15 protein-coding genes are annotated in these 15,936 nt (G+C 39.6%); all 15 read left to right on the top strand.

Going from position 1 to position 15,936, the window contains the following annotated elements; translation table 11 throughout:
• Nucleotides 1-233: 233 nt before the first annotated feature.
• Nucleotides 234-3,854: a hypothetical protein gene (locus ACSAJE_RS04425; RefSeq protein WP_458009778.1), complete on the top strand. Its 3,621-nt coding sequence runs from the start codon at nt 234-236 to the stop codon at nt 3,852-3,854.
• A 158-nt stretch (nt 3,855-4,012) separates the two neighbouring features.
• Complete coding sequence (locus ACSAJE_RS04420; RefSeq protein WP_118690867.1) at nt 4,013-4,429, top strand: GNAT family N-acetyltransferase; 417 nt, start codon at nt 4,013-4,015, stop codon at nt 4,427-4,429.
• A gap of 163 nt (nt 4,430-4,592) precedes the next feature.
• Entirely contained in the window at nt 4,593-5,546 is a 954-nt protein-coding gene (locus ACSAJE_RS04415; RefSeq protein ID WP_118690868.1) for an Abi family protein, read from the top strand.
• Between the two features lie 717 nt (nt 5,547-6,263).
• Nucleotides 6,264-6,593 (top strand): helix-turn-helix domain-containing protein, encoded by a 330-nt coding sequence (locus tag ACSAJE_RS04410; protein ID WP_458010048.1) that lies wholly within the window; start codon nt 6,264-6,266, stop codon nt 6,591-6,593.
• A 232-nt stretch (nt 6,594-6,825) separates the two neighbouring features.
• On the top strand, nt 6,826-7,071 hold the full coding sequence (locus ACSAJE_RS04405; protein ID WP_022024392.1) for a helix-turn-helix domain-containing protein: 246 nt from the start codon (nt 6,826-6,828) through the stop codon (nt 7,069-7,071).
• Nucleotides 7,071-7,508, top strand: a complete 438-nt coding sequence (locus ACSAJE_RS04400) for a hypothetical protein (RefSeq protein WP_458009777.1) — start codon at nt 7,071-7,073, stop codon at nt 7,506-7,508. Before ACSAJE_RS04405 ends, ACSAJE_RS04400 begins: the two co-directional genes overlap by 1 nt.
• Nucleotides 7,505-7,879: a type II toxin-antitoxin system PemK/MazF family toxin gene (locus tag ACSAJE_RS04395; RefSeq protein WP_118508069.1), complete on the top strand. Its 375-nt coding sequence runs from the start codon at nt 7,505-7,507 to the stop codon at nt 7,877-7,879. Before ACSAJE_RS04400 ends, ACSAJE_RS04395 begins: the two co-directional genes overlap by 4 nt.
• 5 nt (nt 7,880-7,884) lie before the next feature.
• Nucleotides 7,885-8,091, top strand: coding sequence for an excisionase (locus tag ACSAJE_RS04390; protein ID WP_458009776.1), 207 nt, complete (start codon nt 7,885-7,887; stop codon nt 8,089-8,091).
• Between the two features lie 77 nt (nt 8,092-8,168).
• Entirely contained in the window at nt 8,169-9,299 is a 1,131-nt protein-coding gene (locus tag ACSAJE_RS04385) for a tyrosine-type recombinase/integrase (protein ID WP_022024396.1), read from the top strand.
• 167 nt (nt 9,300-9,466) lie between these two features.
• On the top strand, nt 9,467-10,567 hold the full coding sequence (gene ychF, locus ACSAJE_RS04380; protein ID WP_118690875.1) for a redox-regulated ATPase YchF: 1,101 nt from the start codon (nt 9,467-9,469) through the stop codon (nt 10,565-10,567).
• Between the two features lie 43 nt (nt 10,568-10,610).
• Entirely contained in the window at nt 10,611-11,471 is an 861-nt protein-coding gene (gene lgt / locus ACSAJE_RS04375) for a prolipoprotein diacylglyceryl transferase (RefSeq protein ID WP_243104012.1), read from the top strand.
• A gap of 404 nt (nt 11,472-11,875) precedes the next feature.
• Entirely contained in the window at nt 11,876-12,304 is a 429-nt protein-coding gene (gene mraZ, locus ACSAJE_RS04370; protein ID WP_458009775.1) for a division/cell wall cluster transcriptional repressor MraZ, read from the top strand.
• 36 nt (nt 12,305-12,340) lie between these two features.
• The gene (gene rsmH / locus ACSAJE_RS04365; RefSeq protein ID WP_022025271.1) at nt 12,341-13,276 is read left to right on the top strand and encodes a 16S rRNA (cytosine(1402)-N(4))-methyltransferase RsmH; all 936 of its coding nucleotides are present in this window, start codon (nt 12,341-12,343) and stop codon (nt 13,274-13,276) included.
• A 15-nt stretch (nt 13,277-13,291) separates the two neighbouring features.
• The gene (locus ACSAJE_RS04360; protein WP_118506774.1) at nt 13,292-13,870 is read left to right on the top strand and encodes an FtsB family cell division protein; all 579 of its coding nucleotides are present in this window, start codon (nt 13,292-13,294) and stop codon (nt 13,868-13,870) included.
• A gap of 45 nt (nt 13,871-13,915) precedes the next feature.
• The gene (locus tag ACSAJE_RS04355; RefSeq protein ID WP_458009774.1) at nt 13,916-15,892 is read left to right on the top strand and encodes a peptidoglycan D,D-transpeptidase FtsI family protein; all 1,977 of its coding nucleotides are present in this window, start codon (nt 13,916-13,918) and stop codon (nt 15,890-15,892) included.
• Nucleotides 15,893-15,936 lie beyond the last annotated feature (44 nt).

Below are 15,936 nucleotides of genomic sequence, written 5' to 3'. Positions count from 1 at the left end.
GGGGAATTTGGAGTTGGTAAGCAAACCACATTCTAGTTTTTCATTGAGATAAATAACAGAAGATGCTACAATATTGTCAATGGGTATTATGTGGGGTGCCGAGTGAGCGGCAAACTGATTTATAAGGGTACTTTAAAGTAGGTAGGAAAACAAATAGTAGATGTCCGGATGTTTTGTTTGTTACATTTACATTCGTGACTATATTATACAATTTTCTGGGGGATGCAGCATTTATGGCATTGAAGATAAAGCAAGGATGTGAAGAAATCATGACAGAACTGTTGTTGAGCATGTTGGAAAATATAATATATGATATTACTGGTTCTGTCATAAAGAAATGGACAGATAGATGTCGATGGAACCGTTTTCTTAAAATGCTTAGAAAAGATATTAGCAAGTTTTGCGAGAAAAATGAGAGTATATATATTAATTCAGGTGCTTTTGAGTACTTTATTCGTAATACGGATTTCTTGAAAAGGGTGATTGAAAGGTCAGTTGCAACTAAACTTGAGAAGAGTAACAAGGCATTCCTTCAGGATGAGACTAGAAAAGCGAGAGAAATAGCGGTCGCAGAAGGTATTACTTTTGCAAACAGTGAGGAGAGTGTTATAGAAGGATTATATCACTTAATAATGGATAAGGTAGGTACTTATTATCGCAATAGTCTTTCTGTTGAACAGAGGCGTATGGTGTCTATATGTTTGGATCAATTGACGGAATTAAAGGAAGCAGTAAATGCCAATCATAAAGAAAATCGCAAGGACATTATTGAAATCCTTAATACGGTAAAAGTAGCAGGAAAACTCAACAATATGGAAGCATCATTGATAGCTGATTTGTTATCAAAGGAGTTGTATGAAGGAAGACTTCAGGAATTTGATGATCTTGCAATTGCAGTAAAAGATAAATCTGGTGATTTGTCGCTTTTCTACGATTGTTTGTCTCAAATTCTACGTTCGGAGAATTGTGATGATGCGGTCAAAAAAATAGTTGATATTTCTGATGAGAGAATTAGGGATAATGCAGTTAGAACAGCACTCCCTATACTTTTATTTAGAGATGAACCTATAGATGGACTGATAGAAGCTGCTACTACGAGGTCATTGCGGGATATTGTAGATAGTTTATTAAGTGGCAATAATGAAAGAATCTTTTCAGATGAGATTACTTATTCTAATGGCATTGAAATTCATAGTTTTGCGCTCAATAAAAAGTTGGTCTATGAAGAAGAAAACCTAATAAGGTTGATTGCTATTTTATCTTTATATGAGAAGAGGATAAGAAATATCCATTTTGCCATGGAAGAAGTGGGAAAGGGGAGACGGACCTGGTTCACGGATATCTTAATAGCGGATAAGAGAGTGGAGAGTTTAATAAGCAATAACACTGATGATAATTCGCAAGAATTAAATACTGTAATAAATCAAATACTGCAGTATGAGGGAATCTATGACAGACTATGTAAAAAAATCCGAAGCTTTTTCTATTCTGTTTTGGTAAAAGTTTATTTGGTAATGGATGAAATTGACGAAGCAGAAAAGTGTGTTCCAAAAGATTTGATGCAGGAACGACCTCTGTCTGATTATGCTTATGCTATAAGAATTGAGAAGAGGGAAGTAGGGTTAAAAGAGGTCTATGACTATTCGGTACGAAATGAAACCTATTGGTTACTAAACAATTATTTTGTGGCGAACAAAAACGAGAAGGAATTGATTGACTTTTGCAGTGAACACGAGGAAATCTTTGAGAAAGATTGGCTGTTGTTTTTTATGTATTTAGATGCGTTAAAGGCTTTGGAACACAACGATGAATATGCATTTCAATTAAAAAAACATACTGATGAATTAAGTAATATTTATGAATATTGGAATGAAATGTTGAATTTATCGGATTTAGAGGAAAATCAGAAGGCATTTGTTGAAGCATGTCGTGATGGCAAAATGACATGCTTGTTAAAACAATCAGCCTATTGTATAATTGAACGTTTGCTCAATTTTCATGAATATGATCTTGCACAATTGTATGTAACAAAATATGAAGAAGTAGGTGAAAAAGATTTTAGAATAAAAAAATACAAAGCGATTATTCATCAAGGTAAAAAGAATGATGTAGAAGCCTTAAAGTGGTACAAGGAAGCGTTTGAGGATAATAACACTGATAAATTCGTTATAGATTCATTGTTAACATTATCACTGGTAAATAAGCGAATGGTTAGCAAGGATGTATTAGACGCAGCAATAAAGGCAGACACATCACGCCTACATATGCTGGTAGCTGCCTGTTATTTGAATGATGGTGACATATCAAGAGCGAAGAGTGAAAATATACGTGCTATTTTAATGTCAGGAGAAAGCTACAATCCTGCGTTTGGACAATATATAGCGATTTCGTCATCCATACACAGTAACGAAGTAATAACAATAACAGGAATCGAGGCAGATACGGCAGCATATTGTAAAAAGGACGATGGTAGTCTGCGATGGATATGTGTATATAAAGATTGTATTCTTCCGACTTCTCCACATGTTTGGAATAATGATTACCATGTGCATATTGATGATGCTGCCAGATTTGGCTTTTTAAGAAAGCATATCGGCGATCAAATTACTATAGATAATGGTATATATATAATTACAGAAATAGTGCCGTTAGAATGTTACTTATTTAGAACATGTACAGCGAAAATGGCGCAGCATGGATTTGCTAAGGAATTATCTATTCCGGTGAAAAATGGAGAACTGGATTCTTCTGCTTTTACAGAAATGCTTGCTCAAATCATTCCGGATGAAAGACAGTCAGTTGATTGGCTTGAACAGTATAATAACATTCAAGATGCTCCGTTGCCGCTGTATACATATAAAGGATTTACACGTCTTACATATTTTCAGTTTGTAGATATGATTCTCTCATCGCATGACTATTTTGTTAGGCAAATAGTTCATGCATCTAAAACCGCAGAGAAATATGTAATTTCCTTTTCGGCATTAGTCGCCTTGTATAAAGCGGGATATCCGGCGGATAAAATAAGAGAATCTGGTGGAACTATTATGGAATCCACATTGGTACAGGCTGATTCAGATGTTGCAGATGTCATTAAAGAATACAATAGAGATACTGTAGCTTCTTTAGGGGTTATTGATGGGAAGCCTTTTATTAATCAAGTAGATGAGGCTGGTAAAGATTATTGGCTAAAAGAAGCTGGGGGGGTTAAAAAGTATTGTGAAGCTATCCCCACCGTCAAGAGCGATCAGGATCTGGACGGAGAGTTTTTTGGAAAATTTGATAGCAAGGAATTGTTCGGAATTTGTGATTATGATGCTATAGCATTTGTTCAACATAATGAAGAGTATTCTTTGGTAATAATTGAAGCGATATTAGCATCTTTGTCACTAAATGAGTTGGTCGATTTAAGTGTTATTTCAGTTTCAGATTGGTTGGTTGGACAGCAAATAGATGATACGAGATTAATTGGGTACTTGCAATCTTTATTAGATGAAGGTTGCTTAATGTCTATTACTAAAGATGTGATTGATTACATGTCATTGGAAGTATCAAAGAAAGATAGTGATTCTAAACAGAGAATGTATTTGATGTGGGATAATTTATTGGGAAGAGTTGATAACTTTCCAGATAAACAAAAAGCTGTATTTATTCAGGCTATGTCAGAGGTGTTTGCTTCATTTGTGGACGAGGCGAGAAATATTGATAGAGGTATTCTTCATATATTGACTACAAATATACTTTTGCTTCGAAAACAGAAAATTGAAATGTCTATTGATGAAACAGGGAAGCTATCATTTTCAATTGTCAATATAGAGCCTGAGGAACAAAGGGTGGAAGTTAAGGAAAAGTAATTGTAATGAGCGTTGATTTCATTGCCAATTCTAGAAATAAAGAGCTGTGGGCAAAAGGAATAAATTCTTATTGCTAGTATAAAAAAACTGACAATTAGAGAGTGACAACTTCATATTTTTTGAGAGTTGCTTCAAATTAATACAAAAGGTGGACAACAATGTTTATAAAGATTTATGATGAGATACCACAGGAAGCGAAGGCGATACGGAAATCAGTATTCATGAAAGAGCAGGGATTTAAGGATGAATTTGATGAGACAGATCATCTGGCGAAACATATGTTGCTTTTCGAGGACGATATTCCAGTAGCTACTTGCAGATTCTTTTTCTCTGTTGAAAGAGATTGCTATGTGATTGGCAGGATTGCGGTCAGTAAAGAATTTCGAGGGAAGCAATATGGTGAAAAGATGTTGCAGGGTGCGGAAAAAGCAGTTAGTGATCTCGGAGGTAAAAGAGTAGAATTGTCTGCACAGTGTCGTGTGGCAGAGTTTTACAAGAAACAAGGATATATGGAGCTGAATGATATTCATATGGACGAAGATTGTCCACATACTTGGATGCGGAAGGAGGTGTAATTATTGTCAGAGACGGCAAATTGTGCCTTGCATTGTTCTGAAACATGTGTTAATATAATTATAGGCCGTAGGGAGGCATGGGTAATGCCTTAATCCAAATATCCCATTAGCGGGATTAAGAATGGTATATCCATTCTTTTTTTTTACCTAAAGGAGAGATGAAATGGCACAAAAGGAATTACCGATTACGCTTGAAGAACAGATAGACATGATGAAAAAGTATGTGTCTTTTAGACAACGAATACGAATGCGTCGTTTTTTACTGCATGCAGGATATTTTAGAGCGAGCAGATATGGGAAATTTTTGCTTTCTAATGTTGAGAATGTGGGTTATAAATCGTCACAGGATGCATTGTTTGCGTTGTATCAGTTTGATGTTGATCTGAGGAGAATACTTATTTATTATTGCAATCGTGTCGAAGTGCGATTTAAGAGTGCAATATCTAATGCCTGTGCGATAAAGGCACAGGATGGGACTTTTTATATGAAAAAGGAGTTTTATGCTCCGTCAAGAGGAGAGAGGGATACCAAGAAGAGAAAAACGAATATAAAATATTTTGAAAGCGTTTTCTATGATGATATTGTACGCAAAGAAGAAAAACTGAGAAAAAATGTTGTTAAATATCCAGAACTAAAGGAGTATCGTAAAGGTGGAAACAGGCATACCAATAAACTCCCAATATGGGTAACATTCAGTTATACGGAATTTGGTACTATGTCAATGATGTATAATTATCTTCGCGGTGATTTGAGAAAGGGTGTGCTCACATATCTGTTTCATGAGAAAAGATATTCTAAAGGAGACACGGAACTTGTGGATACATGGCTAGATGGTGTACGAAATTTGAGAAATTATTGTGCACATAATTCCATGGTGGTTGGACTGAAATCCTCCATTGTACTACGACATCAGAAAGATGCAGAAAATCTGTTACCTAAGAATAATGATTTATATTCCAGATTATACGCATTGAAGAAATTGTTGTCAGTTGAAGATGCGAAGTCCATGAAGAAGGATTTGGTGAAACTGATAAAAAAGAGCAGTGTAGATATTTATACATTAAAAATACTTCCGGAACAATGGGAGACACTATACGATGAAATCAGTGAATTTTAATAGTAATGTTTGAATATAATAGTAATGTCCGTAGGGAGGCGTGGGTAAAGCCTTGATCCGAATATCCCATTGGCGGGTAGGCAGTTCGAGAGGGCTGCCTATTTTTTTGCACAAATTTTTCTATCAGTACCAGTAACTTACCTTCTGGGTTCTCTTTATTAAACACCTGCATTGATATACTTGAATTGTCCGTAGGGGACAAGTGATATAAGAATAAAATAACAATTAAATGAACAGCCCACCTGATAAGGGCACATCAGCAATGATGGAAGCACCAGAGACGCAGGGGAAAATGTGATAAATGATTACGTTATGTAAGATTTTTGTCGATTTTTCTCTGCGCCTTTATGTCGGAGAAAGTCGAAAGGAATATGTATAGGACAAAAATTGTCATATATTGACAGTAAAGGTAATTACTGGTAATATATAGAATATCAATTGAATATGGAGATGCGAATTTATAAATTAATTATTGTAGTATCGCTTTATTTTTATATTTTATATATTGCCAGATATGTTTTAGAATAAGAATAATATTTTAATAGGCAAAGATTTTTACATACATAGTTACATAGCGAATTGTTGAATGAAATGTGGATGAACGCATGGAGTACTCTCTTTTGCAGAGAGGGCTGGTAACTAATGGTTGTAGAGGTCTTTTTTTATTGCCTCCGCAACAGATTCAGAAACTGAGAGGAGGTGATAATCGTGGAATATATGAATGATTATGATCCGAAAATGATTGGAAAACGTATAAAGGAAACTGCTCAGAGCAAGGGATATACAGCAGAGAAACTTGCAGAAATTACGGGGAATGGAATACACACCATAAACCGGATATATCAGGGCACTAGCATAAGCACTGAATACATTTGTCAGCTCAGTCAAGTGTTAGGAGTATCCACAGATTATCTCCTTCTGGGAAAGAAGGATCGAATGGAGGAAAAAACGAGCAGGGAAGAAATTTTCCAAATTCTTGGCGGGTTAGACGATATAAAATTGATAAAATTGGCAGGTGCAGCAAAGATTCTTTATGACATTGCGTAGGTACATATTATTTGGATGTGAATTCTAATAATATGTACCTTTTTTCTTTTCTTAACTATACAAAAACTGTGTAGTTATTTCGCTCATTCTCTACAGAAACTGTTCTTCATTTTTTCCTGGGGTTATTTTACGATAAATACAGGTCGAGAGACCGGATGACATGCGCATACATCGTAACGAAAAATATATGATGGCGGCTACATTAGGCTGCAGAAAAAGGAGTGTGTTTAAAATGAGTGATATAGAAACAACGGATGTTGATATGTTTACGATAGGAAATAATCTTCGGGAGCTTCGAGAGCAGAAAAGAGTAACACAGATGCAGGTAGTTGATGTGTTGGGGGTTAGTTATACTCATTATGCAAAGATCGAAGAAGGTATGAGAGGCATGAGCCTGAAAATGCTGATAAAGTTGATCAGATATTTTGAAACAGATGCCAACACGATACTTGGAAGTGCAGCAATGGGGGTAGCGTGATGGAAACGAGAAGAGCAAGGAGAAGAGAAAAGAAGAAACAAAGAATGGCAAGACAGGAGAATATCCCTTGCATTGTGTTTCTGGCAACGGACGAAGAATCGTTTGAACTGGCAGAAAAGAAAGAGGATCGGCAGTTGAGATACATCAATCAATATGCAGATGCACATGGTTTAATTTCTATGAAGATCGTGCGTAAGAGCTGTTTTGCCCCGTATGTTGTAAATCAAATGTATAGCCGGTGCATTGATTGGATGCAGCAGGGAAAGGCAGAGGCTATATTGGTTGCAAATATGGAGTATCTTGCTTTGGATGAAGAGGATGCCTATCGCAAGGTTGGACAAGTAAGAAAAGCGGGTTTTCGAATATTTTCCGTGGATGATGGAGAGTTGAAAATGAAAATTCGATTCCGGGCGGAGAAAGAGAGGAAGATTGGATGAAACAGAATAATATAAAGAATATATATCGTGGAGATATTATTTGGGTGGATTTGGGAGAATTTCCCGGCAGTCATAGACAATCTGGAAAAAGACCATGTCTGGTTGTCAGTACAGATAAAGGAAATGGTCCGGTATATACAGTAATGCCGGGAACCAGCAAGCAGGAAAAGAAAGCATTTCCGGTACATGTGACAGTATTTCAGAAGGATGTCTTTGGAAGGCTTGGAAAAACAACGGTTTTCATGGCAGAGCAGCTTGTAACAATTGATGACCGGCAGATTTTAATGAAAGCAGGGCATATTCCAGAGCAATCAGATATCATGCAAAAAATCAACGACCTTTTAAAACGTCAGTTGGGTTTGGGAGAGTGATGAGATTGGAATCAGATAATAAGAACATTCCAATATGGGAAAAAGCGATGTTGACTAAACAAGAAGCTGCATTATACAGCCATATCGGAATCAACAAGCTTGAAGAAATGTTAAAAGTTCCAAATTGCCCATTTGTTTTATATGTTGGAAAGAAAAAGCTGATAAAACGCAGGAAATTTGAAGAATATTTGTCCGAGCAGATCGAAATATAGGATTTTACATTTGAGCCTCTTTATGATATGATTAAATTTGAGTATTGAGGCTCTTTTTGTGTGAAAGGAGCTGCAATATGGGTAAAAACCTAAAAGGAAAAGAGCTTGGTCTGGGAATAAGCCAAAGAGAAGATGGCTACTATGTTGGAAGATATACGAATAAATATGGGAGACGTGTTCAAAAATTATTCCTAAAGCTTCAAGAGTGCAGACAGTGGCTGGCTGACTCCGCATATCGCGATGAACACAGCAATATAGATTTCCCGGAGGAAATGACGGTTAATTCGTGGTTTGAGTATTGGATTTCGATGAAGAAGAGAACTGTTCGGCCAAATACAGTTCGAAACTATACGGAACGATATCACCGCAATATTAAACCGGTTATAGGGAAAAAGATACTGGGTAGTGTGAATACCATTCAATGCCAGACGGTTATGAATCGTATGGCGGATGAAGGCTATCGCACTTCAACAATCTATCAGGCGCGGATTACATTGTATAATATGTTGGATTATGCCTATCAGAATGATGTGATCATGAAGAATCCATGTAACAAGATGGTTCGTTCTGATATAGGTAAGCCTTCTGAAAAGAAAGAGGCATTGACATTACAGTATCAGCGTGAGTTTTGCAATGTGATCAAGGGAAATGCGTACGAGTATCAGTACCGTTTCCTGCTACAGACCGGTCTTCGTACCGGAGAGCTGGTAGGGTTGAAATGGTCAGACATTGATATGGATCGCCGTACCATGACGATAAGGCGCTCTATGGAGTATCGCCATTCTACAAAGGAATGGAGGATTGGTGAACCGAAAAGCAAGGCGGGATATCGGACGATACCATTGACAGAGGAAGCCGTTGAGATCTTGAGACAGCAAAAGATGAAAAATAATGCGCTCAAGGTTACGGTGATGGAGTGGTCAGAGTTTGTATTCCTTTGCAGAAAAGGAACACCAGTTAAGAACAGTACATATGATACGATGCTGTTCAAACTATGTGATAAAGCGAAGATTCCCAAGTTTTCCATGCATGTGCTGCGACATACGTTTGCAACCAGGTGTATTGAAGCCGGAATGAAACCTAAAACATTACAGACAATCTTAGGTCATTCCAATATTGGGATCACCATGAACCTTTATGTACATACAACAGAAGAACAAAAACAAAAAGAAATCGACCAGATTGCGGATGCTTTGAAAGTGGTTTAATTTTTTTTGCTCTCAAAAATTGGTACATGATTGGTACGTTAACCAAAATTTTTGAGGGCAGAAAAATTGCTGTCTCGAAAAATTGGTACATAAATTGGTACATAAACGAGATGCCAAAACTCGCAAGCCCCGTAAAATCAAGGTTTACAAGAAAGGAAAGATAGAAAATGAAACTAGGAATCGTTGGTCTTCCTAATGTAGGAAAAAGTACACTATTTAATTCATTAACCAAGGCAGGAGCAGCAGAGGCTGCCAACTACCCATTCTGCACGATCGAGCCAAACGTTGGTATCGTGCCTGTTCCGGACAAGCGCTTGGATGTTTTGGCAGAGATGCATCATTCCGCTAAAGTAGTACATGCTACAATTGAGTTTGTGGATATTGCCGGATTGGTAAAGGGAGCATCTAAGGGTGAAGGTCTTGGCAACCAGTTCTTGGCTAACATCCGTGAGGTTGATGCGATCGTTCATGTGGTTCGCTGCTTTGACGATACTAACATCGTGCATGTCGATGGCAGTGTTGACCCGGTTCGTGATATTGAGACGATCAACTTGGAGTTATTGTTCTCTGATATGGAGATTTTGGAAAGACGCTATGCTAAGTTGGTAAAGAGTGTCAAAAATGACAAGACCCTTGTAAAAGAGACGGAATTGGTTGAAAAGTTAAAGAAGCATATGGAAGATGGCAATTTAGCTAAGACTTATGAGCCGGAAGATGATGATGAGAAGGAATTGCTTGAAAGCTTTAATTTGCTGACTTACAAGCCAACGATCTATGCTGCCAATGTTGCGGAAGATGATCTGGCAGACGATGCTGCATCCAACGAATATGTAGCAAAGGTTCGTGAGTTTGCAAAGCAGGAAGGCTCTGAGGTGTTTGTGATCTGTGCTCAGATCGAGCAGGAGATTGCAGAGTTAGAAGATGATGAGAAGAAAGAATTTCTTGAGGATTTAGGTTTATCAGAGTCCGGATTGGATAAGCTTATTACAGCAAGTTATAACTTGTTGGGATTGATCAGTTATTTGACGACCGGACCGGATGAGAGCCGTGCTTGGACGATCGAGCGGGGAACGAAAGCTCCGCAGGCAGCAGGAAAGATCCATACAGATTTTGAGCGTGGATTTATCCGTGCAGAAGTTGTCAGCTACGACAATCTGGTAGAGCAGGGAAGTGAGAATGCAGCTAAAGAAAAGGGATTGGTGCGTTCCGAAGGAAAAGATTATGTAGTACAGGATGGAGATGTTATCTTGTTCCGTTTTAACGTATAAGTGACAAGCGAAAGTTGAAACAGAGGGAAGAATGGAGTAGATTATGGATATACGATTTCCACATTTGGGGATTGAAATTGCACATTTGGGGCGGTCGATTACGATAGGCGGATTTTCAATCGCATACTATGGCATGATCATTGCACTCGGCATGATTCTTGGGTTTTTGATGGCAAGCTGGCAGGCAAAACGCACCGGTCAAAATCAGGAATTGTATTTGGACCTGGCAGTATGGGATATTATTTTTGCAATCATAGGAGCAAGAATTTATTATGTCGTGTTTAGTTGGGATTATTATGCTAAACATCCGGGTGAGATATTAAATACAAGGGGCGGCGGACTAGCTATTTATGGTGGTGTGATCGCAGGAGTGATCACGACGTTGATTTTTGCAAAAATTCGTAAACAGTCTTTCTTGTGTTTGGTGGATACGGCCTGTGCCGGACTTTTGGTGGGACAGATCATTGGTCGATGGGGCAATTTCTTTAACCGAGAGGCGTTTGGCAGTTATACGGATGGCTTATTTGCGATGCAGATCCCAAAAGATGCGGTAGCACCGGCGAATATCACGCATGCGGTCAACCAACATTTGGTGACGATTGGCGGTACGCAGTATATTCAAGTGCATCCAACATTTTTGTATGAATCTGTATGGAACCTCTTGGTCCTTGTCATCATTTTGGTTGCCACACCACATAAAAAATATAATGGTCAATTATTTTTACTGTATTTGGCAGGATATGGTCTGGGACGGTTTTGGATCGAAGGATTACGTACAGATCAGTTGATGCTGTTTGAAAGTGGAATTGCAGTATCACAGCTTCTTTCGGGAGTTTTATTCCTGTTTGCCGTTGGAATGTTGATCTTTAAGGCAAAACAAACGCAAGCAAAACAAACACAATAGAATAACGTGATAAGTTGTAAAAAGATCTCAAAAATTACAATTGAGATCTTTTTTTGTCCTTTTTTACATACTTTTATAAAAAAATACTTGCAATATTCCCAAAAAAGCGATAGAATTTTAGGAAAAGTGGGGCGAAGTGGGGAAAGGTGGTTAGAAAAACCTAAAAAGTGGTGAGAAGTGATTTTGTGAGACCGCTGCAAGTTCAACTGGGGAGTTGATGAGACCGCTGCAGGTTCAACTGGGGAGTTGATGAGACCGCTGTAGGTTCAACTGGGGAGTCGATGACACAGCGTCAGAACAGGATTTGATCCAGGCGCAGCGTCAGAACAGCATTTTATGCGGGAGTAATTCGCGGAGATCCGAGCTTATGATTCGTGTATTTTGAAAGAAGGGTGGTGATAGCAATGTTCATGGGTCAATACGAACATACCATTGATGCAAAGGGCAGAACTATCATTCCTGCAAAGTACCGAGAAGGGCTTGGAGAGACTTTTATTATCACTAGAGGTTTGGATGGCTGCTTATATCTATACCCGTCAGACGCTTGGCAGGAGTTTGCAGACAAGCTGCAAAGTCTCCCATCTACATTACAAAATCGTAAAATTCAACGACAGTTTCTATCGAAAGCGATGGAGGTGAGTCTGGACAAGCAGGGACGAATTCTGGTTCCGGCACTGCATCGTGAGATGGCTGATCTGGAGAAAGATGTCATTTTTGTTGGTATGATGAACCGTGTAGAGCTTTGGGATAAGGCACGTTACAACACGGAGGAGACAGAAGAGGACGAAGAACTTCTTGCAAGTGCAATGGATACTTTGGATATTTCTTTATAAACTTATAAACCATCGTTAAGAAAGGGGCGTGTAACCGTGGAGTTTCAGCATACTTCGGTGTTATTGCAGGAAGTCATTGATGGACTTGCGGTGAAACCGGATGGCATATATGTGGATGGAACCTTAGGGGGAGCAGGGCATGGTAGTGTTGTCTGTTCCATGCTAGGGGACAAGGGACGATTTATAGGAATCGATCAGGATGCAGATGCGATTGCAGCGAGCACAGAACGTTTGAAACCGTATGGTTCAAAGGTGACGATCGTTCGCAGTAATTATGCAGAGATGAAGCAGGTATTGCAGGAGCTTGGTATTGCAGGCGTGGATGGCATTACTTTAGACTTGGGAGTCTCATCTTTTCAGCTAGATACATCCGAGAGAGGATTTTCTTATCGTTTTGATGCACCACTCGATATGCGTATGGATGACAGACAGGCGTTGTCAGCATATAACGTGGTCAACGAATATTCCGAAAGTGATCTGTTTCATTTGATCAAGAATTATGGGGAAGACAAATTTGCCAAAAATATTGCAAAACATATTGTGATAGAACGGGCAAAGGAACCGATTAAAACAACAGGACGTTTGGCAGAGATCATCAGTCAGGCGATACCAATGAAAGTTCGTAAACAGGGAGGACATCCGGCAAAGAGAACCTTTCAGGCGATACGCATTGAGGTGAATCAGGAATTATCCGTGTTACAAAATACATTAGAAGAGATGATCGACCTGTTAAATCCGGGAGGCAGATTGTGCATTATCACATTTCACTCCTTGGAGGATCGAATTGTAAAACAAGCGTTTAAGAAGGCGCAGGATCCGTGTACCTGTCCACCGAATTTTCCGGTGTGCGTGTGCGGCAACCGATCAAAAGGACATATGGTAGGAAGAAAACCGATTCTTCCGTCAGAGGAGGAAATGGAACGTAATCCGAGAGCGAAGAGTGCAAAGTTACGTGTATTTGAGCATATATAAAAAGGGGGCCAAAGAATGGCAGGCAGACAAGGAAGTTATAGCAGCAGACAATATGGATACAGTCGGCAGACAGGGAGTGGAAGTCGATCTGTAAGCAGCCACAGCAGATATTCCGGCCGTGGTGGACAGGCATATGTAGAGGGCAGTGCAGCCAGAGCATATGATGTAGAACCGCTTCGAAGAGAGCAGGAGCGCAAAAGACGTGAAGAGGAATATCAGCGAAGAGAGCGCGAAAGAAGAAATCCGTATAGCAGAACGGTTGAACTTCCGGGAGTACACCGTGCATCTGTGTTGTTTTTGATCATGGCAGTTGCTGCAGTGTTTTATGTATGTTTTTCTTATGTTCAGACACAGAATCAGCTCCATGAGCAGCGTCAGCAGGTCGTAGCGATCCAGTCTGACATTGCACAGATGAAAGAAGATAATGAACAGGAGTACCAGACTGTAGTGGACTCTGTAGATCTTGCGGATGTTTATCGCAAGGCGACACAGGAACTTGGCATGGTTCGCGCCAAAAAGGATCAGGTATATACCTATCAGAACAAAAAGAGTGATATGGTAAAACAATATGGTGAGATACCGGATGCAAAGTAATTTTTGCATTCGGTATATGCGAAACAGCAGGACATGGAGGCACGGATGAGCAGAAGAACGCAGAGTAACCAAAGTAGGAGAAGACAGACAAACCGAGCCGGCAATCCTCAGAGACGCCGAAAAGTACACACAAAATACAAATTTAGCACCCGCAGGATGTATCAAAGAACATTTATTGCGCTCGGTGCTATTGTTTTATTTGCGTTAGTTTGTGTGGGCTGGACGATCTGGCTGGGGCAGAGTAAAGGGGATGAATATGAGAAGATCGTGTTATCACAGCAAAGTTATGTGAGTAATACGATCGCATACCGTAGAGGAGATATTTTGGATCGCAATGGCAATAAGCTGGCGTCCAGTAAGAAGGTGTATAATTTAGTACTGGATCCAAAGGCACTGACGTTGGACAGCGCATATTTTGAGCCGACGACCAAAGCGTTGCAACAGACAGTTGGAATGTCAGAAGGTGCGGTTCGTAAGATCATCGACAAAAAGCCGGATTCTCATTATTATGTTGTGAAGAAGTATAAGGGATTATCCAGAGATGTTGTGGATGCTTTTAATGAGCTTGCTGATAAAGATAAAAACATTCAGGGAGTATGGTTTGAAGAAGAATATGTGAGACAGTATCCGTATTCAACAGTAGCAAGTAATGTGATCGGATTTTGTTCTTCGGATAATGTTGGAATATGGGGAATTGAAAATCAGTACAACAGCCAGCTTAGTGGTAAAACAGGCAAAAAGTATGGGTATTATGATTCGGATCTTAATCTTGTAGAGAATGTCAAAGAACCGGAAAATGGTAAAAAGATCATTTCTACGATTGATGTTAATGTGCAGGGTGTGTTGGAACAGCATATGCAGAAGTTTCAGACGGATACCGGATCTGAAAATATGGGTGTCATCATTATGAATCCAAACAATGGAGAAATATATGCGATGGCATCATCACCCGGGTATGACCTGAATGATCCAAGTGATCTGAGTAAGTATTACTCAGAGGACAAGCTTGCCGGTATGAGTGACAAGAAAAAGATGGAGGAATTAAATGAGATCTGGCGTAATTTCTGCATCAGTGATGCTTACGAACCGGGATCAACTTTCAAACCGATCACGGTAGCGGCAAGTTTGGAAGAGGGAACGACTTCTCCAAGCAGAACGTATGTCTGCGATGGTTATCAGAAAGTTGGTGGAAGCAAGATCAAGTGCGTGGCGTTTAGCAAAGGCGGTCATGGAACGATCAATATATGTCAGGCGTTGATGGAATCTTGTAACGATGCCTTGATGCAGATGGGAGATGTATTAGGGGGCAAGCGTTTCTTAAAATATGTAAACGATTTTGGATATGGACAAAAAACAGGCATTGATCTTCCTGGTGAGGCAACCGGCAAGATCTTTACAGAGGATACGATGCGCAGTGCCGACTTAGCTACGTCAAGTTTTGGACAGAGCCAGACGGTGACCATGGTGCAGATGGCAGCAGCGTTTTCCTCGGTAGTAAATGGTGGGTATTATTACACTCCGCACGTTGTGAAGGAAATTCAAAATGAAAATGGAGCTACTGTTTCTGAAATAGAAACACAGCCGGTTCATAAAGTAGTTACCGCGGAAACGAGTAAGCTGCTTCGCGGTTATCTATACAAAACTGTGGAAGAGGGTACTGCGAAGGCGGCACAGGTGAAAGGCTATAAAGTTGGCGGCAAAACCGGTACTGCAGAGAAGTATCCGCGTAAAAAGAAAAATTATCTGGTTTCCTTTATTGGATTCACACCGGTAGAACACCCTGAGGTTGTGATCTATGTCGTGATCGATCAGCCCCATGTGGAGGATCAGGCGCATAGCACCTATGCCACAGAATTTGCCAGTTCCGTTATGGGAGACGTCCTTCCAATGCTTGGTGTCTATAAAAACGACTCTTCCGGAGGAAAAACGAAAGTACAGCTTCCGTCTACCAAAAACGGCAATCTTCCGTTGGAAGTGCCAAAAGGTGGTTACAGCACCGAAGATTATAAGAAATTACAGTGATCGTTTAGTGGTGGGACCCCGGCAAAGGTATACTTTGTCGAACG

It is taken from the genome of Jutongia sp. SJQ-6, from assembly GCF_054161275.1.
The sequence above is the reverse complement of the archived record's forward strand: the minus strand, read 5'-3'. Positions and strand labels throughout refer to the sequence as shown.